Origin of the sequence: Streptomyces coeruleorubidus (assembly GCF_028885415.1) — a bacterium.
Classification (GTDB): domain Bacteria; phylum Actinomycetota; class Actinomycetes; order Streptomycetales; family Streptomycetaceae; genus Streptomyces; species Streptomyces coeruleorubidus_A.
Window position 1 is genome coordinate 9,273,751 of the sequence record NZ_CP118527.1, and the last position, 24,141, is coordinate 9,297,891.

The 24,141-nt window shown below is 68.9% G+C and carries 21 protein-coding genes and 4 pseudogenes; 17 read left to right on the plus strand and 8 right to left on the minus strand.

What is annotated here, in order from left to right:
- Nucleotides 1-11 precede the first annotated feature (11 nt).
- Together PV963_RS42620 and mctP are read left to right on the plus strand one after the other, a co-directional pair.
- The gene (locus PV963_RS42620; RefSeq protein WP_274821786.1) at nt 12-1,364 is read left to right on the plus strand and encodes a cation:proton antiporter; all 1,353 of its coding nucleotides are present in this window, start codon (nt 12-14) and stop codon (nt 1,362-1,364) included.
- 88 nt (nt 1,365-1,452) lie between these two features.
- Complete coding sequence (mctP, locus tag PV963_RS42625; RefSeq protein ID WP_274821787.1) at nt 1,453-3,108, plus strand: monocarboxylate uptake permease MctP; 1,656 nt, start codon at nt 1,453-1,455, stop codon at nt 3,106-3,108.
- Between the two features lie 19 nt (nt 3,109-3,127).
- On the opposite strand, the gene PV963_RS42630 is transcribed toward mctP, so the two are convergent.
- On the minus strand, nt 3,128-3,727 hold the full coding sequence (locus PV963_RS42630; protein WP_274821788.1) for a TetR/AcrR family transcriptional regulator: 600 nt from the start codon (nt 3,725-3,727) through the stop codon (nt 3,128-3,130).
- Nucleotides 3,728-3,893: 166 nt separating this feature from the next.
- Between PV963_RS42630 and PV963_RS42635 the strand changes: the two genes are divergently transcribed.
- The 4 genes and pseudogenes from PV963_RS42635 (at nt 3,894) to PV963_RS42650 (ending at nt 6,033) form a co-directional block, all read left to right on the plus strand.
- A complete protein-coding gene (locus PV963_RS42635) occupies nt 3,894-4,040 on the plus strand; it encodes a hypothetical protein (RefSeq protein WP_274821789.1) in 147 nt (48 codons plus the stop codon).
- Between the two features lie 110 nt (nt 4,041-4,150).
- Nucleotides 4,151-4,801 carry a peroxiredoxin-like family protein gene (locus PV963_RS42640; RefSeq protein WP_274821790.1) on the plus strand — a complete coding sequence of 217 codons (651 nt, stop codon included), beginning with the start codon at nt 4,151-4,153 and terminating at the stop codon, nt 4,799-4,801.
- 156 nt (nt 4,802-4,957) lie between these two features.
- Nucleotides 4,958-5,476: pseudogene (locus PV963_RS42645) on the plus strand (phosphotransferase family protein); the annotation flags it as partial.
- A 314-nt stretch (nt 5,477-5,790) separates the two neighbouring features.
- Entirely contained in the window at nt 5,791-6,033 is a 243-nt protein-coding gene (locus tag PV963_RS42650) for a hypothetical protein (RefSeq protein ID WP_274821791.1), read from the plus strand.
- Nucleotides 6,034-6,131: 98 nt separating this feature from the next.
- Here PV963_RS42650 and PV963_RS44210 read toward each other — a convergent pair.
- The 5 genes and pseudogenes from PV963_RS44210 to PV963_RS42670 form a co-directional block, all read right to left on the minus strand.
- Nucleotides 6,132-6,287 (minus strand): annotated as a pseudogene (locus PV963_RS44210) (DUF4157 domain-containing protein); the annotation flags it as partial.
- 61 nt (nt 6,288-6,348) lie between these two features.
- Nucleotides 6,349-8,607, minus strand: coding sequence for an endonuclease (locus PV963_RS42655; protein WP_274821792.1), 2,259 nt, complete (start codon nt 8,605-8,607; stop codon nt 6,349-6,351).
- Nucleotides 8,608-8,904: 297 nt separating this feature from the next.
- Entirely contained in the window at nt 8,905-9,081 is a 177-nt protein-coding gene (locus tag PV963_RS42660; RefSeq protein WP_274821793.1) for a glycosyl hydrolase, read from the minus strand.
- Nucleotides 9,082-9,224: 143 nt separating this feature from the next.
- Entirely contained in the window at nt 9,225-10,310 is a 1,086-nt protein-coding gene (locus PV963_RS42665) for a radical SAM protein (RefSeq protein WP_274821794.1), read from the minus strand.
- Nucleotides 10,311-10,377: 67 nt separating this feature from the next.
- Complete coding sequence (locus PV963_RS42670; protein WP_274821795.1) at nt 10,378-10,572, minus strand: hypothetical protein; 195 nt, start codon at nt 10,570-10,572, stop codon at nt 10,378-10,380.
- A gap of 238 nt (nt 10,573-10,810) precedes the next feature.
- On the opposite strand from PV963_RS42670, the gene PV963_RS42675 reads away from it, so the two are divergent.
- Both PV963_RS42675 and PV963_RS42680 read left to right on the plus strand, forming a co-directional pair.
- Nucleotides 10,811-11,101 (plus strand): hypothetical protein, encoded by a 291-nt coding sequence (locus PV963_RS42675; RefSeq protein ID WP_274821796.1) that lies wholly within the window; start codon nt 10,811-10,813, stop codon nt 11,099-11,101.
- 243 nt (nt 11,102-11,344) lie between these two features.
- Entirely contained in the window at nt 11,345-12,919 is a 1,575-nt protein-coding gene (locus tag PV963_RS42680) for a S8 family peptidase (protein WP_274821797.1), read from the plus strand.
- A 50-nt stretch (nt 12,920-12,969) separates the two neighbouring features.
- Here PV963_RS42680 and PV963_RS42685 read toward each other — a convergent pair.
- Nucleotides 12,970-13,110 (minus strand): annotated as a pseudogene (locus tag PV963_RS42685) (IS5 family transposase); the annotation flags it as partial.
- Nucleotides 13,111-13,172: 62 nt separating this feature from the next.
- Between PV963_RS42685 and PV963_RS42690 the strand changes: the two are divergent.
- The 4 genes from PV963_RS42690 to PV963_RS42705 all read left to right on the plus strand — a co-directional run bounded on the left by PV963_RS42690 (nt 13,173) and on the right by PV963_RS42705 (nt 17,421).
- Nucleotides 13,173-14,057, plus strand: a complete 885-nt coding sequence (locus PV963_RS42690) for a LysR family transcriptional regulator (RefSeq protein WP_274821798.1) — start codon at nt 13,173-13,175, stop codon at nt 14,055-14,057.
- 73 nt (nt 14,058-14,130) lie between these two features.
- Complete coding sequence (locus tag PV963_RS42695; protein WP_274821799.1) at nt 14,131-15,192, plus strand: tartrate dehydrogenase; 1,062 nt, start codon at nt 14,131-14,133, stop codon at nt 15,190-15,192.
- 297 nt (nt 15,193-15,489) lie between these two features.
- Nucleotides 15,490-16,626 (plus strand): N-methyl-L-tryptophan oxidase, encoded by a 1,137-nt coding sequence (solA, locus tag PV963_RS42700; RefSeq protein ID WP_274821800.1) that lies wholly within the window; start codon nt 15,490-15,492, stop codon nt 16,624-16,626.
- A gap of 114 nt (nt 16,627-16,740) precedes the next feature.
- Nucleotides 16,741-17,421, plus strand: coding sequence for a haloacid dehalogenase type II (locus PV963_RS42705; RefSeq protein WP_274821801.1), 681 nt, complete (start codon nt 16,741-16,743; stop codon nt 17,419-17,421).
- On the opposite strand, the gene PV963_RS44215 is transcribed toward PV963_RS42705, so the two are convergent.
- A complete protein-coding gene (locus tag PV963_RS44215; RefSeq protein WP_425540999.1) occupies nt 17,399-18,451 on the minus strand; it encodes an SDR family NAD(P)-dependent oxidoreductase in 1,053 nt (350 codons plus the stop codon). The genes PV963_RS42705 and PV963_RS44215 overlap by 23 nt on opposite strands.
- Nucleotides 18,452-18,644: 193 nt before the next feature.
- Here PV963_RS44215 and PV963_RS42720 point away from each other — a divergent pair, with 193 nt between their 5' ends.
- The 5 genes and pseudogenes from PV963_RS42720 to PV963_RS42745 all read left to right on the plus strand — a co-directional run.
- Entirely contained in the window at nt 18,645-19,862 is a 1,218-nt protein-coding gene (locus PV963_RS42720) for a serine hydrolase domain-containing protein (RefSeq protein ID WP_274821802.1), read from the plus strand.
- A 25-nt stretch (nt 19,863-19,887) separates the two neighbouring features.
- Nucleotides 19,888-20,622 (plus strand): TetR/AcrR family transcriptional regulator, encoded by a 735-nt coding sequence (locus PV963_RS42725; protein ID WP_274821803.1) that lies wholly within the window; start codon nt 19,888-19,890, stop codon nt 20,620-20,622.
- Between the two features lie 864 nt (nt 20,623-21,486).
- On the plus strand, nt 21,487-22,323 hold the full coding sequence (locus PV963_RS42735; protein WP_274821804.1) for an alpha/beta hydrolase: 837 nt from the start codon (nt 21,487-21,489) through the stop codon (nt 22,321-22,323).
- The gene (locus PV963_RS42740) at nt 22,323-23,378 is read left to right on the plus strand and encodes a substrate-binding domain-containing protein (RefSeq protein ID WP_274821805.1); all 1,056 of its coding nucleotides are present in this window, start codon (nt 22,323-22,325) and stop codon (nt 23,376-23,378) included. Before PV963_RS42735 ends, PV963_RS42740 begins: the two co-directional genes overlap by 1 nt.
- A gap of 112 nt (nt 23,379-23,490) precedes the next feature.
- Nucleotides 23,491-24,082, plus strand: a pseudogene (locus tag PV963_RS42745) (IS5 family transposase); the annotation flags it as partial.
- Between the last annotated feature and the right edge of the window lie 59 nt (nt 24,083-24,141).

Here is a 24,141-nt window from a genome sequence, read left to right on the forward strand (position 1 = left end):
CGGGAGTAGTTGTGCACTCCACGCACGCCACGGCCCATCTGGCCGCAACCACCGACAAGAACCTGGAACTCGTCCTCCACGTCCTGCCCGCGATCGTGGTCATCCTGGCCGCCTCCGCCCTCTGCGGGCGCCTCGCCCTGATGGTGAAGCAGCCGCGGGTGCTGGGGGAGATGGTGGCCGGCGTCCTCCTCGGCCCCACTCTGTTCGGAGCGCTGTTCCCCTCGATACAGAAGGCGATCTTCACCCCTGAGGTGAAGCCCATCCTCTACGTCCTGAGCACCATCGGCCTGACCGTCTTCATGTTCCTGGTCGGCGCCGGCCTCGACCACGGCGGCGGTGCCGGCAAGAAGGACACGAAGAACGCCGCCGTCCTCGCCGTCTCCGGCATCGTCCCCTCCCTCCTGCTCGGCGCCGCCTATCTCCTCTACGACAAACTGTCCCGCCCCGACGTCAGCTCCTTCCAGTTCGCGCTCTTCATCGGCGGCGCCCTGTCGATCACAGCGTTCCCGATGCTGGCCCGCATCCTCTACGAGCGCCGACTGGAGAACTCCCGGCTCGGCCGGATGACCCTCCTGGGCGCCTCCATCGACGACGCCGCGGCCTGGTGCTTCCTCGCCGTCCTGTCGGCCATGCACACCGGGGCCGGGGCCATGCACGTCCTGCGCATGATCGGCTTCACCGCCCTGTTCGCCCTGGTCATGCTGACCGTCGTGGCCCGGCTGCTGCGCCCGCTGGGTGCCAAGGTCGAGCGCACGGGCCACTTCGGCTTCGACCAGATGTACATCATCGTGGGCATCGTCCTGGTGGCCGGACTGTTCACCGACTACATCGGCATCTACTCCGTCTTCGGCGGCTTCATCGCCGGACTCGCCATGCCCCGCAACCCTGCCTTCCGTGCCGCGCTGCACAGCCGCATGATGGACATCGTCTGCGTCCTGCTGCTGCCGATCTTCTTCGCCTTCTCCGGACTCAACACCGAGCTCGGCGGAATCGCCGGCTGGGGCATGATCGGCCCGCTCCTGCTGATCCTGGCGGCGGGCTTCGTCGGCAAGTACGCGGGCTGCGCCCTCGCCATGCGCGGCGTCGGCTTCTCCTGGCGCGAATCCTGGGCGGTCGGCGGCCTGATGAACGCCCGCGGCCTGATGATCCTCATCTTCATCAACATCGGCCTCGCCCAGGGAATGATCACCAAGGAGGTCTTCTCCATGCTGGTCCTGGTCGCGGTCATCACGACCGCCGGCGCCATGCCGCTGTACCGCTGGGCCATGCCCGAGCGGCTCGAGCAGCGGATGTCCCCTCCGACGCCGGAGCCCAAGGCCGCCTCCGGATCGACCGCTCCCGAGCCGGAGCCCGTTCACGCCTGACCCAGTGGCCGGCCGGGCGCGCGAGCGCCCGGCCGGCCCTTACGCCATCACCCGCTTCGAAGCCCTTCGTCCCCGCACGGGAGCAGCCATGCCCAACGGCGTGAACGGCGTCGCCCTCGCCGTCTTTCTCTTCTTCTTCCTGGCCGTCACGGTCATGGGCTTCCTCGCCTCGCGCTGGCGCAGAGCCGAGAACGAGCACAGCCTCGACGAATGGGGCCTGGGCGGCCGGTCGTTCGGCACGTGGATCACCTGGTTCCTGCTCGGCGGCGACGTCTACACGGCCTATACGTTCGTGGCGGTCCCGGCCGCGATCTACGCGGCGGGCGCGGCCGGCTTCTTCGCGGTGCCGTACACGATCCTCGTCTACCCCCTGATCTTCACCTTCCTGCCCAGGCTGTGGTCCGTGTGCCACCGGCACGGATACGTCACCACGGCGGACTTCGTCCGCGGCCGCTTCGGCTCGAAGGGCCTGTCACTGGCCGTGGCCTTCACGGGCATCCTGGCGACCATGCCGTACATCGCGCTCCAACTGGTCGGCATCCAGGCCGTGCTGGACGTGATGGGCGTCGGCGGCGGTGAGAACACGAACTGGTTCATCAAGGACCTGCCACTGCTGATCGCCTTCGGCGTGCTGGCCGCGTACACCTACTCCTCGGGCCTGCGCGCCCCCGCCATGATCGCCTTCGTGAAGGACACGCTGATCTACGTGGTCATCGTCGTCGCCATCATCTACATCCCGATCAAGCTGGGCGGGTTCGACGACATCTTCGCCGAGGCCGGCGAGGCGTACAGCCAGACCGACCCCGAGACCGGCAAGCCACGCGGCGCCCTGGTCAGCGCCCCCGAGGCGCAATGGACCTACGCCACCCTGGCGCTGGGTTCGGCGATGGCCATGTTCATGTACCCGCACTCGATCACTGCGACGCTGTCCTCCCGCAGCCGTGACGTGATCAGGCGCAGTACGACGGTGATGCCCCTCTACACCCTGATGCTGGGCCTGCTGGCGCTGCTGGGCTTCATGGCGATCGCGGCCGGGATCAAGGTGCAGAACGGGCAGCTGGCGATCCCGCAGCTGTTCGAGACCATGTTCCCGGACTGGTTCGCGGGCGTGGCCTTCGCGGCGATCGGCATCGGGGCCCTGGTCCCGGCCGCCATCATGTCCATCGCGGCCGCGAACCTCTTCACCCGCAACATCTACAGGGACTTCATCAAGCCCGACGCCACGCCGGCGCAGGAGACCAAGGTCTCCAAGCTCGTCTCGCTGCTGGTGAAGGTGGGCGCCCTGGCCTTCGTCCTCACCATGGACAAGACGGTCGCCATCAACTTCCAGCTGCTGGGCGGCATCTGGATCCTGCAGACCTTCCCGGCCCTGGTCGGCGGCCTGTTCACCCGCTGGTTCCACCGCTGGGCCCTGCTCGCCGGCTGGGCGGTCGGCATGATCTACGGCACGGTCGCCGCGTACGGCGTCGCCTCGCCGACCCAGAAGCACTTCGGCGGCTCCTCGAAGGAGATCCCCGGCATCGGCGAGATCGGCTACATCGGCCTCACGGCATTCGTGCTCAACGTGGCCGTGACGGTGGGGCTCACCTTCGTCCTGAAGGCGGCCAACGCCCCTGAGGGCATCGACGTCACGTCCCCCGCGGACTACACGGCGGATGCGGTGGAAGCGGGCGAGAGGACGGGCGCGGCGCGGACGGCGACGCCCGCCGCTCCCACCCTCCGCCCGGGCAACGACCCCGGCTGAGAGGCGGGCCCGCCAACGTCTATGCCGCCGCCCGGTCTGCGATCGAGTCCAGGGCGGCGGCCACTGTCCGTCGGAGCGTCGCGGCGTCGGCACCCGCACGTGAGCGCAGGTTGACGCCGTAGGCGAGCAACGCCAGCAGGTCCGCGGACGCGGCGGGATCGGCGCCGGGGGCGAGCTGCCCCCGGGCCTGTGCGGTGACGAGGGCCGCGTACATCGCGTCACGCAACTCTTGGTGGTGCCGGTCCAGGAGGGCGCGTACCTCGGGGTCGCTGTTCTCGGTCCCGGCATGCGCGTTGGAGACCATGCAGCCCCAGCGGGCGTACTCGCCCGAGCAACGCGCCTTGATCAGACCGGCGAAGAACTCGACCACGGCGGGCAGCCCGCGCTCGTCCTCCGCCAGGCGCCGAAACATCGGCTCGGATCGCTGCTCCAGATAGCGGCGCAGCGCGGCGAGGTAGAGCTCCTGCTTGCCGCCGAACGTGGCGTACAGGCTGGAACGGTTGAGCCCGGTCGCGGTCACCACGTCCTGGATCCCGGTCGATGCCACGCCCTGCCGCCAGAACAGCCGCACCACGGTCTCCAGGGTGGCGTCCGGGTCGAAGTGCTTGATATCCGGCATGTTTCACCCGCCATCTTGAAATAGTAATTCCAAGATACTCGCTGTTCAACGCGCCGCAAAGGCGCTGACAGACACAAGGCCGACAAGCTACCGCCCCCGTGCGCGAAGGCGTCCAGCTTCGTCCACGATCCGCGCGAGCGGCGCCGCGCGCCGTGACCATGCCCCCATGAATCGCATACCAGCTCTCTGGACGGCCGCATACGGGTCGCAGACCCCTCGCCTCCGCCGCTTCCTCGCACGCCGCGTGGTCCATCTCGGCGCCTTCATCCGGGCACTCGCCCTGGCCGACCACCGTCCCTTCACCAGCCTCTGACGCATCGGCAGCTCCGGACGACTGGCGCGGGGCCACGCATGCCTCTATCTTGGAACGAACATTTCAAGATTGGGTCCCGCTCCAGTCGCCAACCAGGAGGAACCAGCACCATGACGACCCTCAACGCCGAACTGCGTACCTTCTACGAAGCGCGTCAGCAGCAGATCCCAGCCGAGATCCGGGAGATCATGCAGCGGGCCGGCCAGGAACTCGCCGACTCCGGCCAGGCCGACCGCGCCCTGACCGTCGGCGCGCAGGCCCCGCGCTTCAGCCATCCCTCCGCGACCGGGCAGACCCTGGCCCTGGACGAGCTGCTGGCCGACGGCCCGGTCGTCCTGACCTTCTACCGCGGAGCCTGGTGCCCCTACTGCAACATCGCACTGCGCTCCCTCCAGCAGCACCACGACGCCATCACCGCGCGCGGCGCCCGCCTGGTCGCCGTCTCCCCGCAGATCCCCGACGAGTCCCTCACCCTCACCGAGAAGCACGACCTCGCCTTCGACGTCCTCAGCGACGTCGGATCCGACACCGCCAAGCAGTACGGGCTCGCCTTCGACCTCCCCGACGACCTCGCCGCCGTCTACGACAAGCTCGGCTTCGACCTCCAGCGCGTCAACGGCGGCCACCCCCGCACCCTCCCGCTGCCCGCCACCTACGTCATCGACCGCGACGGCGTCATCCGCTGGGCCTTCGTCGACACCGACTACACCGCCCGTGCCGAACCGGCCGACATCATCGCCGCCCTCGATGCCTTGAACTGAGCAAGCATCGAGCAGCGGAGGCAGGCGTGTTCATGCGCGCAGGAGGTGCCGAACACCGCTGTTCAGCCCCGACCGGTGCCTCCGGCCGGGGCTGCTGTGTTGTGGCGCCCGGCCCGGAACACCCCCTCAGGTTGCGCGGGATGATGAGGTGGCACCGTGACCAACCACGATGAGGCGGCGGCCGTCCGACCGTTGACACTGGCTTGGGTGAGTCGGCACTTGGACATCGGCGAACGGATCGTCAGAACCGAGGCGCTGCAGGGCGGCATCACTGCCGAAATGCGGAGGCTGACCATCGGCACGCGGGACGGAGGCACCCGTGACCTGGTGCTGCGGAGCTTCGTCGACCCGTTCTACGTGAGGCACGCCGAGGACTGGCTGCACAGGGAGGCCGGCGCCCTGACCCTGCTCACGGGGACCGGCGTGCCGGCTCCTGGACTGGTCGCGGTTGATCCAACCGCCGAGCATTGCGAGTATCCGTCGCTCCTGATGACACATCTGGCGGGCCGGACGGTCCTCGGCGATGAGGGATTGGAGACGCGCGTTCCTCTGCTGGCCCGTCAACTCGTGGCCATCCACGCGATATGACCCGCCGTGCGGCCCCGGGAGTATGTGGCGTTGACGACCGCCGACACCGTCGTCACTCCGAAGGGCGCCGACGCGGCGGTATGGTCTACCGAACACCGTGCAGCTCTACTGGACGGACTCCGGTGAGCGATTCAACCGGCGCGACCCCTGCAACACACGGGGCGAGATGCGCCGTTGAGGACGTAGGGGGAGACCTCACGGCGACGGAAGGGCCCGGCCGCCCAACGGGATGCTGTTGGTTGATGCGGGCCTGGTTGCTTCGCCCCGTCGCTATGCGGCGGGGCGAAGTCCTGTCAGGGGGCTGGTTGCTGGGATGGTCATGAGCCGGGGCCGCGGCGAGCTTGATCGGGCACTGGTTACCGTCGCCGAGCTGGCCGGAGACGAGTGAGGCGACTCCGGACGTGAGGGTGTTCAGTTCCGGGCTCTGCAGGGACACGATGAAGAAGATCCGGAAGGTGCTCGCGCCGTCGATCCGGGCCGCTTCCTCGACGCTGACGGGGATCGACTCGAAGAACTGCTTCATGATGAACACTCCCGCGGCGTCGGCGAGAAGCGGAACGATCATGCCTGAGCAGGAGTACATCCCGGGCGCGGGCGCGGGTGAGACCGGGGCGAGGGCTGGCTGCCGGTCGTCGCGGTCATGAACGCGACGGAACGGACCCGGCCGCAGCCGGCCGGCGTGCCCGGCCGCGGCCCGCTCGGTACGGCCCGATCCGGCCGGCACCGGCCCGCCGCGCGCCTGCTGGACCGTGTGCGTCACCTCATGGGCGATCAGCCGCCGCCCGGCGGCATCGTGCGGACGGTACTCGCCGGCTCCGAAGACGACGTCCAGGCCGACCGTGTAGGCCCGCGCCCCCACCGCGTTCGCCGACCGGGTGGCGTCGTCGGACAGGTGCAGCCGTAGGCGTTCACAGCCTTCTCGGCCCTTTCAGCTCTGTCCGCCATGACGCCGGATCCCCTCAGGGCCAGACCCCGGAGAAGTCGATCTCGCGGGCCCACTCCGGATGGTCTATCAGCGGATTGCGGTTGCCCTGGATCTCCGCGATGGCGGCGTTGCGGTGCCGCTCGTACTCGGTGACCGGCTCGGTCTCGTGCCACTGAAGCAGGACGGGCAGCCGGTCCTCGGGGAACTCGCGTGCGGTGTCGCCGACTTGGGCCGGATAACGGAGCAGGAAGTACAGGGTGGCCCGGGAGACCGCTCCCTTGCCGTTCACCGGCTCGAATCCCACGCTCTCGCGCATCCCGCATTCGTCCCGGACCGCTTCCTCGAAGTCAGGGAAGTCGAAGTACGGGAAGTTGCCGCGGAAACTGTTGCAGCCGACCTCGCACGCGAACAGGTGGTGCAGGTCGCCCCGCATCGGCTCCTGCTTGGCGAACCACGACTGCGGCACCACGTGCTCGCAGTTGAACGGCATCGACGCCTCCAGCGCGTCGAATTCCGCCTCGAACTCGGCCGGACCCGCCGTGCTCTCCTGGAGCAGTAGTTCCTGCACCCTGGCCAGCCGCGCCTCGGCGACGGCCGCGTCCGCCCGTATCAGCTCCTCGGGGGAGAAGTCCTTGCCCGAGTAGATGCTGCGCAGCCGGCCGTTCTTGTGCAGGTCGACCCAGGGGTAGACCAGCCGCATCGGCTTGTAGCGGGGCTGCGGGGTGTGGGTCTCCTCCAGCAGCGCGGTGAGCGCACGGCGTAGCGCGTCGCCGTCGCCGGTGTCCACGCTCGCGTAGTACGCCTCGCGTGCCGCCGCGTCGGCGGTCCGGTCGTAGTACGGACGCTCCTGTGCGAGCCGGTGGTTGATCAGCGCGGCGTCGACGTCCTTCTCGACCGCCGACACGACGTCCGTCCGCCCGGCCGAGGACTGCGGCGCTGCCGTCGGCGTCGGCGCGAGGGTGGGCACGGAGGCGAGGAGGCCCGCTGACGAGACCGACGCGGCTGACGAGACCGACGGGGTGCCGAAGCCGACGGTGATCCGCAGCGGGATGGTGAGCTGCGCGGCCCCGTCGGCCACCGGCGACGGCAGGCCCTGTGCCTGCGCCTGTTCCTGTGCCTTCGTGTGCGCCTGGGCCCGTGACCCGTCGGCACCCATCAGGGAGGAGCCGCCGTCCGCCGTGGGCATGGGCATGGGCGGGGCGCTCTCCACGGGCGACGGCGTGAGCCCGGTGGTGAAGACCTCGTCCCTCAGCCGCGCCGCCTCACCGGTCAGACTGACCTCGTGCAGCGCGCTCAGCACCCGGCTGATCCGCACGCCCTCGTTGGCCCGCCACGCCAGTTGCTGGTCGCCCATGTCCGGGCGCCACACCGAGCCGTCGACGCTCAGCGGTCGGCCCTGGTCGTCGGTCTTCGGGACGGCCGAGTGGTGCAGGGCGACGACCTCCCACTGGTCGTTGAAGACGGGCGAACCCGACGAGCCCTCACGGGTGTCGGACTCGTAGTGCAGGAACCGCTCCAGCACGTCGACGATCTGGTTCTCGCGCAGCGCGATCTGCTTCGGCTCGCCCCGCGGGTGCTGGATGATGTTGACGAACTCCCCGATGATGACTTTCCCCTGCGCCTCGCTAAGGACCAGTCGGCCGAACGACGACAGCGCCTCCCCCTGCGTGCCGCGCGGGGCCACCGCGACGAGGCTGTAGTCCAGCGCCCGGTCGGTGACGAAGAACCGCTGCGGCTCCAGCGCGAAGACGGCCGGCACCAGCGGGCCACCGTCGACGCCGTCCTGGAACGCGAAGGCGACCCTGCTGCGGTTCGCGTCCTCGGGGCTGCGCAGCACATGGTTGTTGGTGAGCAGCAGGGACGGGGACACCATGAAGCCGGTGCCGTGTCCGCCGCCCGGTCCGGTGATGGTGACCCGGCCGACCGAGCGGGCGACCTGGAAGCCCTCCTCCAGGAACGCCACCGGGGCGAGGTTGTTGCGCCCGATGATGCGCTCCAGGCCCAGCACCTCACTGGTGAAGGCCTCCGGGGGCAGTTGCAGGGTGCTTCCCGCGCTGCTGGCGGGCTCCGTCGGCGTCCGCTCGATCGCCCGCGCCATCGCCCAGTCGGCGCCGAGCCGCGCCAGCCGCTTCTCGACCCGCTCGGGGGCGTCGGCGTACAGCACGCCGCGCGTCTCGAGAACGGTCTGGTTTCTCTCCCGCTGTGCGGTCCGGTTCTCGTAGCGTGCCGCGGCCATCGTCAGTTGCGACAGATAGTCCGACTCTCGTTCGGAAGCGAGTTCCGCCGTGGCCATGATCCACCTCCTGGCCTGATCAAAATTGTGGCGGTCGTGTCCGAGACACGGTGTGTGGCAGGCGGGGCGGCGTCGGATGAAGGCGTCGGCTCTGCCGGGATGCGGGCGCGCGGTATCCCGCGGGCCGCTTTTCGCACAGGTTTTCCTGCTACCGATGCTTACAGACATGGGAAACATGCGCAAAAGAGCCCAGCGACCGGGTAGTTGAAGGTTCACCGGGCCACGGTGCCGTGCGGAACGCACTGCTCTGCGGCCTGAGCGCCGCCCCGACCGGAACAACGTGGTCCCCGGCCCCGTCTAGTCGGCGCCGAGCCCGAACCACGCGTACCGCTGGCCGAAGATCAGCCCTGCGAGCATCTTCGTGGCCGCCAAGACCGCGGCCTGCTCCTCGTCCGTCGGGTAGCGGGTGCCCTGCGAGAAGTCGATGAGCGCGAACTCCGTCAGCGAGATCGGCTTTCGGTAACGCTCGTACACGGCGTTCAGACAGCGGAAGTCGCCGCCCTACCAGTGCGGGGCGATCAACTCGACGCGGACCCCCGCTGTGGGGTCCCGCTCATGAAGCGGTCCAGCCAACGGCCGGGCCGGTCACCGCCGCGCCGACCCGCGCTCGGCCGTTCTCAGGACGACTTCGCAGACACCTGCCGGCCATCCGTCGATTGACGCGGGCCTGTGCCGATCTGCAGGAGCTGCGAACCCGAGCGGGGCATCCCGACATAGGGGCAGCCGACGGATGCCCAGTTCCCCTCGGACCAGCCTCGCAGCCAGGGGCCGAGGCGGGCGTTGTCCACGTGGAGCGTGCCGTCCGGAGCGAGTCGGCCGATGGTGTTCGATGGATCGGACAATGCCACTGTGCATTTCGCGATACTGCCGTTCGCGCGGATCACCAGGGAGTTGGGGCGGGCGGCATAGCAGACTGCCGGTCCGGCAGGAGTCACGGAGGCCGTTGGGCCGGGATTGAGGATCCCGTCCAGCTGCCTGAGCGCTTCGGCCCTTGCCTGCCGGGAGAGGGTCTCCATGGTTGCGTCGTTGGGCCCACCCATCCGTTCCACGGGCTTGAGACTGACGGAGAATCGGCTGTCGTTCAGGAAGGTGTCACGCACCTGGCGCACGAAGTCCGGCATTGCGGGCAGGTTCTCCGGCGTGAGGTGCACGCGCAACAGGATCCGGACCGGCAGCCCGCTGTCCCGGATCGCCAGCAGGTTTTGCCAGATGCGCTGGAATGAAGCCCCGCCATTCCTCCGAACACGTGTGGTGTCGTGTACGGCTTCTGGGCCGTCGAGGGAGATCTGATAGCTGGTGACGCCCAGCCCCGCGAGCTTCTCCGCCGTTGGAACATCGAGCAGATAGCCGTTGGTGGTCATGTCCGCCCGGTACAGCAGATCCGGACTGTCGGCGACAGACGCCACCACGTGGGCCGAGATCTCCTCGATGACGGCCCGGGCCAGCAGGGGCTCGCCCCCGAACCACGCGATGTCCAGCCCCTGTAGTCCGTCGAATCGCCGGTCCAGCAGCAGCTTGACCGCGTTGATCGTCTCCCGCTCCATCCGGCCGATCGCGAAGTCCTCGTAGCAATACGTACAGCGAAAGTTGCACTGCTCCGTGGGCAGGAGGATCAAGTGCAGAGTTCGGTCGGTCAGCGCTGCCGAGAGCTCATCTTGAAAAGCGGCATCCTCGCGGAGGGACGTGCCGGTGATGTCGCTCATGCGTACCTTTCCGAAAGCGCGTCTGCGTGCTTGAGGAACTTCCGTGCGTGGCGTGGGCCCAGTGCAGTCAGACCGGTCGTTCTCCGCAGCCGGCCACGGCATTTACGATGGGGCAGACGCCGTTGGTCGGCCTGAACCCAGCCGTTCTGAGGTCGGCGCTCTTCAGTGCCGAGGCGAGTTCTGGCGCGTTGATGATGATGCGGCCCTGCTCGTCCAGTTGGATGTCGGCGTTGGACTGGGGGCTGGATCCCGGGGAACTCATAGCGCTCTCCTGCCGTAGAAGCGATGGCTGACGCCCGTGTACTCCACTCTCATCTGCGCACCTTGTGCCTGCGAGCGGAATGCGCCGACCGGGGGAGGGGCGGAATGGCGCGTGCCGCCTGTGATGCCTACGGTGGTATCAGAGGCAATGCGGCACGAATGGTCGCCGACACGGGAAGAATGTCGGCGCACCGATTTCGTACGGATCGGGGGGCCGCTCACCGGATCAGGTGGGAAAGATGCGCGCTCACAAGCTTGGCTCCGCCGCACGGCGTGCGCTGTCGGATCCCGGTGAGGCAGTCGGTCCCACTTCCTTCCAGGTGCTCATCCGGGTGAAGGGGGAACCCAGTGAAGAACAGCGTCGGCAGATTGCCGATGCCGGCGCGCGGGTGGGTATGGCTGCGGGCGATGTCCTGACCGCGACAGTCGCCCCCGGCGATCTCGGACGCTTGACGGAAGTCGACTGTGTCGACTACGTGGAGCTGTCTGAACCCCTCCACCCCGAGACGGGCACCCGGCCACAGAAATAGTGATCGCCAGAGAGAAGACCGCTCATGCTCGACTCACGGCTGAAGTTCCTGCAGTCCCGGGCCGACGAAGGCCCGGCGGCGCTGGCGGGCCTGGAGTCCACCGGCCGTTTCGCGCTCACGACCGAGGGGGTGAGGACACCTCGTGTGCGTGTACTGCTGCGAATGGCGGAGGGGTACGGCGCCGACGACCTGGGAGAGCTGTCCCGGCACATGGGGCTGACGGTTCTCATCCGGGCCGGGGACGTGGTCGGCGGCGAGATCGGAATCGACCGTCTTACCGAGCTCGAGGAGTTGGAAGCCGTCAGCTACGTCGAGGCGTCCCGCCCCACCCTCTCGGAACTGGACGCCGCCGTGCCCGAGACCAAGGCCGACAAGGTGCACACCGGACCCCCCGGACTCCGCGGCGCCGGTGTGATCGTGGGTGTGGTCGACAGCGGCATCGACTGGCGCCACGGCTGCTTCCGGGACCCGACCGGGAAAACCCGCGTCCTGCGCATCTGGGACCAGAACCTCACCCCGGAAGCCGGGGAATCCTCACCGGCGCCGTTCGGTCACGGAGTGGAATACCAACGTTCCGCAATCGACGACGCATTGCGCTCTCCGAACCCCATGAGCACTGTGCGGCACATGGACGACAGCATCGGCCATGGCACCCACGTGGCCGGCATCGCCGCCGGTGACGGGTCATCGGCCGGCAATGGCAAACCGGAGTTCACCTTTGTCGGCGTCGCGCCCGAGGCGGATCTGGTCGTCGTGGCCAACCGGGTGACGACGGAAGCCCTGGGTGATTCCACGGGCACGCTCGAGGCCGTCGGTTACGTCTTCAAGGTCGCCGAGACCCTGGGCCGGCCTGCGGTCGTCAACATCAGTCAGGGCGACAATCTGGGACCGCACGACGGTTCCAGCCTGCTGGAACGCGGAATCGACAACCTGCTCAACGCCCCGGGGCGCGCGCTGGTGAAGTCCGCGGGCAACGCGGCGAACGCCGGTGTGCACGCGACGGGCCAGGTAACGGAGGGAGACAGCGACGTCGTCCAATTCCTGGTACCCGTCGACGACAACACGCCGGATACGCTGGACATCTGGTACTCCGGCGCCGACCGTCTCTCCCTGCGGATCACTCCCCCCAATGGCACGGCGAGCGTCGAAATCGACCCCGGCACCACCATCACGGACCTGGATCTCCCCGGGGGCAACAGGGCCTTCGTCGACTCTGTCGTGCACCACGCCCAGAACGGCGACAACCGGATCTACATTCAGCTGAGCCCGGGAAGCCAGACAGCGATCCGGCCCGGCACCTGGAGCCTCACCCTCATCGGCCAGACCGTCGCAGACAGCGGCCGCTGGCACGCCTGGATGGAGAGAGGCCGGACGGTTCCCCAGTTCATCGGCCCACACCGAAATGACGAGATAACCATCTCCGTACCCGGAACCAGTCGGAAGGTCGTCACCGCCGCCTCCTACATCACCAAAGGCGCGGGACAGGGAAACCTTTCCACCTTCTCCAGCCGGGGCCCCACCCGCGACGGCCGCAACGCACCGACGCTCTCCGCCCCGGGCCAGGCCATCACCTCGGCACTGGTAGGAGCTGCGGGACCGAGCCAATACCAGCCCATGTCCGGCACGAGCATGGCCGCACCGCATCTCACCGGGGTGTGTGCCCTCATGCTGCAGTCGAGTCCCACGCTGACCCAGGACGACCTCGTCCTGCTCCTGACCAGTTCGGCCCGGCTGGACCCCTTCACTGGCGGGGCGCCCAGCAACGACTGGGGTGCGGGCAAGGTGGACGCGGCAGCGGCGGTCGACTCCGTACCCTGACCAGCCGCGCGGGCGTCGCCCCTCGATACCCTGGACATCACGCGGATCGGGCCGGGACTTGCGGCGGGCACGCTCGTGGAGGTCTTGACGCTCTGCGCGTCAATCACGTAGGCCGACGGGCTGGCCCTGCGGCCTTCCTTCTGCCGCACCAACTCCCGCGGCAGCCCGTTGAGCTGGGCGAACACTCCATCCTTCCCAGCGCCCCACTGACGTCGGTCATAACCGATGTTTTCTTGAGGGGCAGAGGGCGCGTATGGACATCCGGCAGCTGGAGTACTTCCTTGCGATTGTTGATCGTGGGGGGTTCAACCGTGCGGCCTCGGCTCTGTACGTGTCGCAGCCGTCGCTGTCGCAGGCCGTGCGGGCACTGGAGCGTGATCTCGGCTCCGAGCTGTTCCATCGCATCGGGCGCAGGGCAGTCCTGACGGAGGCCGGAAGGGCCCTGATCGAGCCTGCCCGGGAGGCCGTGCGGAGTCTGGAGACGGCGCGGGCGAGTGTCGCGGCGGTGCATGAGCTGCGTGAGGGGCGCCTGGATGTGGCGTCGATGCCGTCGCAGGCGGTGGAGCCGCTGACGACCTTGGTGAGTGCCTTCAGCCACCGGTATCCCGGCGTCTCCGTGGCCATCAATGCGGCGTTCACGTCGCGTGATGTGATCGACATGGTGCGCACGGGTGCCGTGGAGTTGGGGCTCTTGGCATCCGCCGGTCAGGTCTCCGACAAGGAGGTCGTCTCACATGCGCTGGGGCGGCAGCGTTTTGTGCTGGTGGTGCCGGCCGACGGCCCGTTCGTTGATCGGACGGCGGTGCAGTGCCGGGAGCTCGCGGGACAGCGGCTGATCGTCGGGCAGCCGGGTACCGGGATGCGCGCCTACGTCGACGCGCTGCGGGAACAGGGCATCGAGTTCACCGTCGCCGCCGAGACCGAGCACCGCGTGTCGCTCATGCCCCTGGTACTGGCCGGGGTCGGGCTCGCGGTGGTCACGGATTCCTGGCGGGACGTCGCCCGGCGACTGGGCGCCCGCGTCCTGGACATCGAGCCGGAGACGACCTTGGACATCGCCCTCGTCAGCCGCCGCGGCAGCCTGTCGCCCGCAGCCGCCGCGTTCGTCACGAGCGCGACCTCGGCCGCCGTCGGCTGATAGGCACCGCTTATAAGGGACATCCGATTTGCGTCTTGGACGCCCCACGGTCCGCCTTGCTGCAATTGCCGGCATGACGACGAACCACCGCATTGCCCTGATCCCCGGCGACGGCATCGGCGCCGAGGTACTGCCCCCCGCACGGCAGGTGCTCGATGTTCTCGGCCGCCGCCACGGCTTCAGCCTGTCCTACACGTCGTACGACGACTGGTCGTGCGAGCGATATCTGCGAGAGGGCGCCATGATGCCCGCCGACGGGATCGACCAGCTGCGCGACAAGGACGCGATCCTGCTGGGCGCGGTGGGATACCCGGGGGTGCCCGACCATGTCTCGCTGTGGGGGCTGCTGATCCCGATCCGGCGCAGCTTCCGCCAGTACGTCAACCTCCGGCCCATCCGTGTCTTCGAAGGCATCGACAGTCCGGTGCGCGGCGCACGGCCGGGCGAGGTCGATTTCGTCGTCGTGCGCGAGAACATGGAAGGCGAGTACAGCGAGGTCGGCGGCCGACTCAACCGCGGCTTCCCGGACGAGATCGCCGTGCAGGAGGCCGTGTTCACCCGGGCCGGCGTCACACGCGTGCTGGACTACGCCTTCACGCTCGCCTCCCAGCGCGGCGGCCGCCTGACCTCCGCGACCAAGTCGAACGGCATCGTGCACACCATGCCGTTCTGGGACCAGCTCGTCACCGAGCGGGCCGCCTCGTTCCCGCAGGTCGCCTGGGACCAGGAACACATCGACGCGCTCGCGGCCAAGTTCGTCCTCGAACCAGCCCGCTTCGACGTCGTCGTCGCCTCCAACCTCTTCGGCGACATCCTCAGCGACCTCGCGGCCGCGGTCGCCGGATCCATCGGCATCGCCCCGGCGGCCAACCTCAACCCAGAGCGGGACTTCCCCTCGATGTTCGAGCCGGTGCACGGCTCCGCGCCCGACATCGCGGGCCAGGGCATCGCCAACCCGCTGGGCGCGATCTGGTCCGCGGCCATGATGCTCGACCACCTCGGCCATCCCGCCGCGGCCAGGGACATCACGGACGCGATCGCCTCGGTCCTTGCCAAGACCGATATCCGCACCCGTGACCTGGGCGGAACCGCGACCACCGCCGAGTTCACCGACAAGCTGATCGAGCTCCTCTGAGCCATCTCCTCCTCGGCGGGCGGCAGGGACACGCCAAGCGCCCTGGTACAAGCAGCTCTCCTTCTGGGGCGTGACCGCCATCGTCGCCGGCAGGTTGTGCAGCCCGGCAGTCCGCAGTGACAGGCCGTCTCGAGAAGGCCCCGAGGTGGCAGCACAGTATGGGTTGACCTGCAGGTTCCCCGGGCCGAAAGTGAACGCCACCCCCAGCGGGACCCGAACCGGAAGGGTCCGCACCGTGTCCACACCGTGCTGGGGCCCGACTACCACCCAGACCACACCATCGAAAGGAGCGACCTCATGCGCATACCGAAGCGGGTCGCCGTGATCGGTGCCGGCAGCATGGGCAGCCAGGTCATGTGGCGACTTGCCGCCCGCGGAGCCGAGGTCATCGGCTACGACCGGTACGCGCCGGGTCACGACCGTGGCGCCGCCGGCGGCGAGAGCCGCATCTTCCGAGCCGTCCACCTCAGCGAACCCGGGTACATTCCGCTGCTGCGGCTCGCGGACGGGCTGTGGGAGCAGCTCCAGGCGGAGACGGGCCGGACGCTGCGACGCCGCAGCGGCTCCCTCGTGATGGGAGAGACCGCATCATCGGCCATGCGCCAGCTCCTCTCCGCCAGCTCCACCCATCGTCTGGACCACGAGGTACTGGACCGGGAGGAACTCGCCCGCCGCTACCCCCAGCACCGCCTCCCGGACGGGCACACGGCCGTCCTCGACCGGATGGGCGCCATCATCCGGCCCGAGGCGTCGGTCCAGGCCGCCGCCGCCCACGCCGAACAGCTGGGCGCCCGGCTGCACCGCTACACCCCGGTGCGGGAGGTCCTCCCCGCGGCGGGAGGCGGCGTGCACATCGTCACCGACCACGGCACGGACCACGTCGACACCGCGGTGGTGACCGTGGGCCCCTGGATCAACACCCTGCTCCCGGACCTTCCTCGGAGCGTCGACGTCCGCCGGGTGGTCTGCTCCTGGCACCTGCCCACCCGCCACGACTGGTTCGCGGGCGGGGCTCCCCCCTTCGTGCGCGCCACACCCCACGACTGCTTCGGGCTCCCGTCGCCCGACGGCATCTCCGTCAAGCTCGGTCTCTCCTTCGCACGCCATCTGCCGGTGCCCGAGCCCGAACGGCTCGACCGTACGGTCCGGCCCGAAGAACTCGACATCTTCCGCGAGCTCATCGGCGAGCTGATGCCCGATCTGAACCCCGACCCCATCAGGCTGTCGGTCTACATGGAGGGCTACACGGAGTCCGGAAACCCGCTCGTGGGTCACCTCCCCGGCGAGGACGACATCGTCGTCATGGCCGGATTCTCCGGCAGCGGCTTCAAACTCTCGCCCGCGATGGGCGAGATCGCCGCCGACCTGGCACTCGATGGCAGCACTGACCACCCCATCGACTTCCTCGCCCCGGCAGGAGTCGGCGCCGCCTGATCCCCGGCGATGCCGACGGCATCGCTCCCCGCCCTGACATCCCTGTCATGGGCATGCCCGAAAAGACACGCACCGGCCGTAACCAGTCCCCTAAGCAAAGACAGGAGCATCCTCATGCCCATTCCCTCGCTTCAGTTCCGCCCGAAGTACGTCTCGTTCGACTGCTACGGCACGTTGATCGAGTGGCCGATGACCCCCATCACGCGTGAACTCGTCGGCGACCAGATCCCCGCCGAGCACTGGGACCAGTTCGTGCGGGAGTTCCGCGGCTACCGCTACGACCAGGTCCGCGGCGAGTACTACCCCTACGAGCAGGTGCTGCAGGACTCCTTCGAGCGGGTCTGCCGCAAGTGGGGTGTGAAGGCCGCCCCGGACGCGGGCAAGCGGTTCGCCGACGGGGTGCGCAGCTGGGGCCCGCACGCCGACGTGCCCGAACCGCTGAAGAAGATGGGCGAGAACTACAAGCTGGTGATCCTGTCCAACGCCGACGACGCCTTCCTGGAGGAGAGCGTGCCCCGGCTCGGGGCGGACTTCCACGCGGTCTTCACCGCGGAGCAGGCCGGCTACTACAAGCCCCGGTACGCCGCGTTCGAGTACATGCTCGACCAGCTCGACGCCTCCCCGGAGGACTTCGTGCACGTCTCCTCGCACACCCGCTACGACCTGATGCCGATGCACGACATGGGCTTCCGCAATCTGGTCCTGCTGGACCGTGGCTGCGACCCGGTGACCCACGGCTACGACTACGTGAAGGTGAAGTCCCTGGACGACCTCAACACCATGCTCGGCATCTGACGCGCGTAGCGTTTTCCGTTCCCTCGAATCCATGGATGACAGCGGCGCCGTCGGCCGTGGAGCGTCCCGAGACGTCCAGGCACCGGCCACTGTGCTGGGCGACGGCGACCGTGGAGATGGTGGTGTTGGACGGCGGGAGCAGGGTGACGGTGTAGCCGTCCCTGGAGTCCGTCCACGGGACGGTGAGGGACGCGGAGTTGTTGCCGACGGTCAGGGTCTGGTCGGAGACGGTGACCGGGCCGTAACGTGCTTGCCGTCCGGGTACACCAGTTCTCCGCGGGCACGTACCTGGAGGACCAGGACACCTGGCGCCTGTCGGGCATCTTCCGGAACGTTTCCCTGTGCAGGTGCCGGGGAACACGGCCGGCTGCCGCTGCCCCCGCTCGAGCCGTCGGCGCGGGACGAGGACGGCGAGCTCTGGCTGACCGTCCAGGCGGAGCTGGCCAAGCTCGCCTCGCAGCGACTGAAGGTACCTCGTGAGCCCTGCCTTGGAGGCGCAGTACGGCGCCCCGCCTGGCAGGCCCGCCCCGGCCACGACGGAGCTGAAGCCCACCACCTGCCCGCCGCCTTTGCTGCGGAAGTGTGCGACGGCCGCGTCGATGGTCGCCATCGCACCCAGCAGATTGACGTCGACCACCGCACGGTGCGCCTCGAAGTGGCCCTCTCCGATGTTGCCCCCTGCGTCGACCCCCGCGTAGGCGATGACCATTCCGAGTCCGCCGAATTGCCGGGCCGCGTCGTCGATCGTCCGCACCACGGCCTCGTGCTCGGTCACGTCGAGGGCGGCCACGGTCACCGAACGCTGCGGGAACGCGGCGGTGAGCTGTGCCCGCAGTTCTTCCAGGAGCTCGATTCTGCGCGCGGTGAGGTACACGTCGTAGCCGCGGGCGCACAGCTCGGCTGCCAGCGCCTTGCCGATGCCCGAGCTGGCACCGGTCAGGAACGCGGCTCTCGCGGGCAGCGGGGGCCGGCCCGGGTCGACGAAGGGCAGCTTCCCGAGCAGGCGGCGTGCGGTGGGGATGGCTGTCATGCGCTGTCCTCGTGGAGTGTCGGAGAGGGGTTCAACGACCCGGTCGCCATCATGACCACTCATCCCAAGCGCGTCAACACTGGTGACATCGATGCTGACACCGCAGTTATCACCACCGTTGACACCGGTGGATCGGAAAGGCAGAGTGGGGGCGCCGAAGCTCGGTATGTCCATGCGATGAAGGGGCTCAGTAATGCGCATTGAAGCGGGTGGGTGGCTGCTGGGAGCCGCCGCGGCGGGCGCCGGGGCGGGCGCTGGGGCGGTGTGGCTGTGGCGCCACCAGGACGAGGTGATGAGCAGCCGCCCGCTCAATGAGTGGACGTTCACTCACATGAATCTCCTCATGCCCACCGAAGACGTCCGCCGCGGCGGGGATGTGTTCCCCCTGCCCCGGCGACCGCGCCCCCTGGAAGTGACCTACGGCTTCGAGGGGCGGGAGCGGAGCCTTGCCGAACTGCACGCTCGAACGAACACCACCTCCTTCGTCGTGCTGCATGGCGGCGAGATCGTCCACGAGTCGTATCCGGGGTACTTCGCCGGGAACGACGTACGGTCCCAGATGTTCTCGATGACCAAATCGGTGACGTCGATGCTGATCGGGATCGCCCTCGACGAGGGGGCGATCAAGGATGTGACCGAGCCGGTGACGGTGTACTGCAAGGGGCTGGTGGACTCCGCCTTCGAGGGGGTGACCATCGAGCATCTGCTCGACATGAGCAGCGGGGTGGGTGACCTGGTGGAGGACCACACCGTTCGGGACGGTCTGATCAACCGGTTCGCCAAGGCCGTTACGATGGGCGGCTCGCTGCACGAGGTCGTGTCCTCAGCCGAGCGTTCGACCGAGGCCGGCACACAGTTCAGCTACTCGACGATCGACACCCAGGTCCTGGGATGGGTACTGGAGTCCGCCACCGGCCACTCCCTCGCGCAGTACGCCACGGAGCGCCTCTGGAGCCGCATCGGCGCTGAGCACGACGCGTACTACTGGCTCACCCGCAAGCATCCGCGCACCGCGATCGGCGGCGGCTCGCTCAATGCCACCGCCCGCGACATCGCCCGGCTGGGGTTGCTGATGTCCCGTGGCGGGGAACTGCACGGGCGGCGCATCGTGCCCGAGGAATGGGTGACGCGCAGCCGGGGTCGCGGGGTGCCGCACCTGGAGGTCGGCGCGCTGGGCCCCAGCGGCTACCCGCATTACGGGTACAGCAACAAGTGGTGGACACTCGGCGGCGAGCGACGTCCGTTCACCGCGGTGGGGATCCACGGCCAGTACCTGTATGTGGACCCGGACGCCGACGTCGTGATCGTCAAGACCAGCGCGTGGCCGACGGCGGACGACCCCTCGCGTGACGCGGAGTCCATCACGGCACTGCGGGCGGTGGCCGACCACCTGCTCGGGGACCACCGTTGACAACGCCGTCGATAAGATGACGGTCATGACACGCGCGAAGACCAACTCGGCAGAAGCCACTCCCGCGCGGCGGAAGCGGCGTCCGGCATCCTTCCTCACCCCGGATCTGATCCTGGACACCGCGATGGCCGTGATCGAGAGGGACGGTCCGGAGGCGCTCACCTTCCGTCGGCTGGGCACTGATCTGGGCGCCGACCACACAGCCGTCCTGCGGTACTTCCGCGGCAAGGACGACCTGCTGCTCGGCCTGGCCGCCCGGCTGGTCAACGATGCCCTGCACGACTTCGCACCGTCGGAAAGCTGGCGCGAGACCCTCGCGTCGCTCGCCCGACGGATCCGTGCCGCATGCCTGCGGCACCCGGGTGTGGCCGTCCTGGTCGCGGCCCGCACCTCGCGGCGCGAGCCGGAGTTCCAGGGCGCCGACGTGGTCATCGGCGCCCTGCTCGAGGCCGGCTTCCATGGACGCGAAGCGGCCTCGTACTACCGGGCCCTGGCCGATATGGCACTCGCCACCAGCGCCTTCGAGGCTTCCTTCAACGTGCTGGACAAGGGCGCTCAGGAAGGCGACCGGCTGGCCTGGCGCCGTGAGTACCTGATGGCCTCGCCACAGCGGTACCCGAACCTGGCGCAAGTCGCCCCCTATCTCGCGGAAATCGACGAAGAGGACCAGTTCGAGACCGCGCTCGGCCTGTTCCTCGACGCCGTGGAGCTCCGCGCGCAGCGCGCCCGCGGGGAAGGAAGCGAACACCCGGAGAACTGACGCCTCGTCGGGCAACAGGGCAACAGGGCAACCGGCGAGACCGCGCAGGCGCTGGTGGAGTCCCTGCTGCCTTGGGAGACGCGGCCGCCATCGACCTCGACTTCGCCGTGTGCACGCGCGAGGGGGTCACCGGGAAGCCGCAGGGGCGCATCCGGCTGCCGGACCCGGCCACAACCCCGCAGGAAGCTCCGGCCCAGGCAACGAGCAGGCCGCCGGCCGACAGGTTGACCGCGACGGGCCAACATGCGGCACCTCGGCGGCGGGGCCGCTGCCAGGCGGGCGGGCAGGGCGACCAGGAGCACGGCCAGGCTCATCGCCTTGTTCAGGATGACGGCCGAGAGTGCGGCGAACCCGAAGAGGCCGATCGGCAGCGGCAGGCGGAACTCTGCGCCGCCCAGCCCGATCATGATGGGATGTGCAGCTGGAAGAAGCCGGGAGTGTCGCCGAGTTCGGGGGGTGGCCTCCATCGGGTCGGTGGAAAGGGTGGAGGCGACCACAGGTGCTGCGGTGCGGGCAGCGGCCCGTGCAGTGGCCGGGCCACCGTGCCCTTCCTGGGCGCACAACCCGATGAACATTCTCGGGATGGGCCCCCAGCGGTCGAAGGCCGTGACGCTGGCCTGCTGGGTTCGCCACTTCGAGTGTCTGGCGACGCAAGCCGCACGGACGTGGCGCTTTGCACACGGCGCCGGATGAGCGTGTCGTCCGGTTGGTGAAGGGCGACTCCGATCTGCCTGTTGCGCGAAGAAGAGAGAGCGTCCATTATCAGGAATCCTGTTATTTTAAAGTTGTAGCGAAGGGGGTCGAGGGATGCCATTGAGTCCCAGGATCCAAGCCAGAGGGATCCAACTGCTGCTCGGTCGGATGATGTCGCGCGTCCACAAGGACCTGCGCTTCGCGGACATCCCGAAGCGCACCGAAGCCCTCCTGGTGGAGACCGGAGCCGGCCCGGTGCCCTGCACGGTCTACCGCCCGCCGGCCGACACCGGAACTCCTGCCCCCGTGTACGTCAACTTCCACGGCGGCGGTTTCGTGGTCGGCCGCCCGGAGCAGGACGACCACATCTGCCGTTACATAGCCGCCACGGCCGGCTGTGTCGTGATCAACGTGGACTATGCCGTCGCCCCGCAGCGGCAGTTTCCGGTGCCCGTCACCCAGGCGTACGACGTCACCGCGTGGGTCGCCGAGAACGGTCCCGCGGGCGGCTGGGACGGCTCGCGCCTTGCCGTGGGCGGACACAGCGCCGGGGCCAACCTGACGGCCGCGGTCTGCCGCATGGCCCGGGACCGCGGAACCTTCTCGCCCCGGCTCCAGATCATCGACTCCGCACCGCTCGATCAGCTCGCCGACCCGGCCACCAAGCAGTCCCTCATCGCCAAGCCGCTGCTCAGCCCTCAGCTCATGCGGGTCTTCACGGCCGCCTACGTCCCCGACCCCGCCGACCGTGCCGATCCCCTTGTCTCACCCGCACTGGCCGATGATCTCGTCGGGCTCCCTCCCGCCCTGGTCATCACCGCGGAGAACGACCGCCTGCGCGAGGAGGGCGACGCCTACGCCAAGGCTCTGGAGGCCGCCGGTGTTCCGGTCATCCACCGTGTCTTCGAGGGAGTCGATCACTACTTCACCCACACCGGTCCGGTACCGGCGGGGAAGGCCGCCATCGACGTGATGGCAGCCACCTTGCGCACTGCACTCAGCGTCTGATGCCAGCCGGTCGAGGCAGGCGCATCCGGTTGCGGTGGGACGGGGCCACGGAGCAGGCGGGTGTCCGGGCGGCCGGCCTGCTCCGGCCCACCGACCACCTGCTCTGGTCCGCCGCAGGCTACGCACAACTCGTCGTCGACAACCGCGGCCAGGGCCACGACATCCCCGACCGCGGGGAGGGCCACGGAACGCAGTTGGTCGAAGGCTTCATGACCCGCGGCATCGACTCGCCCCAGCACTACTACTACCGGCGGCTGATGAACGACTGCGTCCGAGCGGTGGACGCGGTGGCCGAGCTGCCCGGCCTCGACCCCGAGCGCGCGCTCCGGGTGGCGACAATGAACTCCAGCGACAAGGAATCTCCGGACGAGCTGACGGGACAGCTGGTCAGCGAGGGCGTCGCCGGTCTGATCATCGCCGCCCCGCATCGGTGGACGGCGCTGGCACTCAAGCGTGTGCCGCCGCAGATGCCGACCGTCGCCATCGACGTCGAGCGCCCGCAGCGGCTCGCACCGGTCGTCGGGCTGGCGCAGGCTCCGGGCGCCAGGACAGCGACCGAACACCTGCTCGCTCTCGGTCACGAAAGGGTCTGGCACCTTGCCAGGCCGGCCGACTGGGATTCCTCACACCTGCGCGAGCGAGGCTGGCGGGAAGCCCACACCGACGCCGGGCGCACGCCGCCGCGGGTGATGAGGGGCGACTGGACTGCTCGCTCCGGCTACGAACTCGGCCGACGGCTCGCAGCGCGACCGGAGGTGACCGCCGTCTTCGCCGCCAACGACCAGATGGCCATCGGCGCCCTGCGCGCCCTGCGCGAAGCGGGCCGCGACGTGCCCGGTGACGTCAGCCTCGTCGGGTACGACGACATACCCGAAGCCGCCTACCTCTGGCCGCCGCTGACCACGGTACGCCAGGACTTCGGCGCAGCGGGCCGCCGATCCCTCGACCTGCTGGTATCCCAGATGCGAGGAGCACCGCGCGACCCGGAAGTCACCCTCATCGGCACTGAACTCGTCGTCCGGGAAAGCTCCGCACCACCGCCAAGCACCGGCTGAGTGGCGGTACAGCGGGCGCAACACAGCGGCCAGAGCGGTGAGTTCACCATCGCGCTGGGTGCGAACAGCTCGGTACCGCCTCGGCGTTTGCCCGGTTTCTGCAGAAGGCAGCATGACCTGCTGGCGCCGCCCGGCGGCGGGGAACGAAGCAGGTGTGTGGGACCGGCTGCACGTGGTGCTGCTGGAGAAGCCGCGGTCGGCGGACAAACTCGACTGTTCCCGGGCGGTGATTGACTCCTCCCATGTCAGGGCTGCTCGGCGGGACCGAAAGCGGGCCCAGCCTGGCCGACCGCGCACCTCCGGGCAGCAAGCACCACGTCCTCGTCGACGGACAAGGCGTCCCGCTCGCGGTGTCGCTGACCGGCGGGAACCGCAACGACGTCACCCAGTTGCCGCCCCTGCTCGACAAGGTCCCCGCCGTTGCCGGTCGGGAGTGCCGACCACGCCGCCGGCCGGACGCCCTGCAGGCAGACCGTGGCTACGACCACGACAAGTACCGGCGCCTGCTCTGGAAACGAGGCATCCGCCCGGTCATCGCCGAACGCGGCCAACCGAACGGCTCCGGCCAGGGTATCTTCCGCTGGGTGGTCGAAAGGACGATCGCCCGGCTGTACAGCTTCCGCCGACGTCGTATCCGATGAGAACGACGCGACGACATCCATGAAACGTTCCTCGGCCTCGCCCCATGCCTGATCACCTACCGGCATGCACCACACCTTTGTCAGAACCTCTTATGCCACGGGCGATCATCGGTTCCAATAGC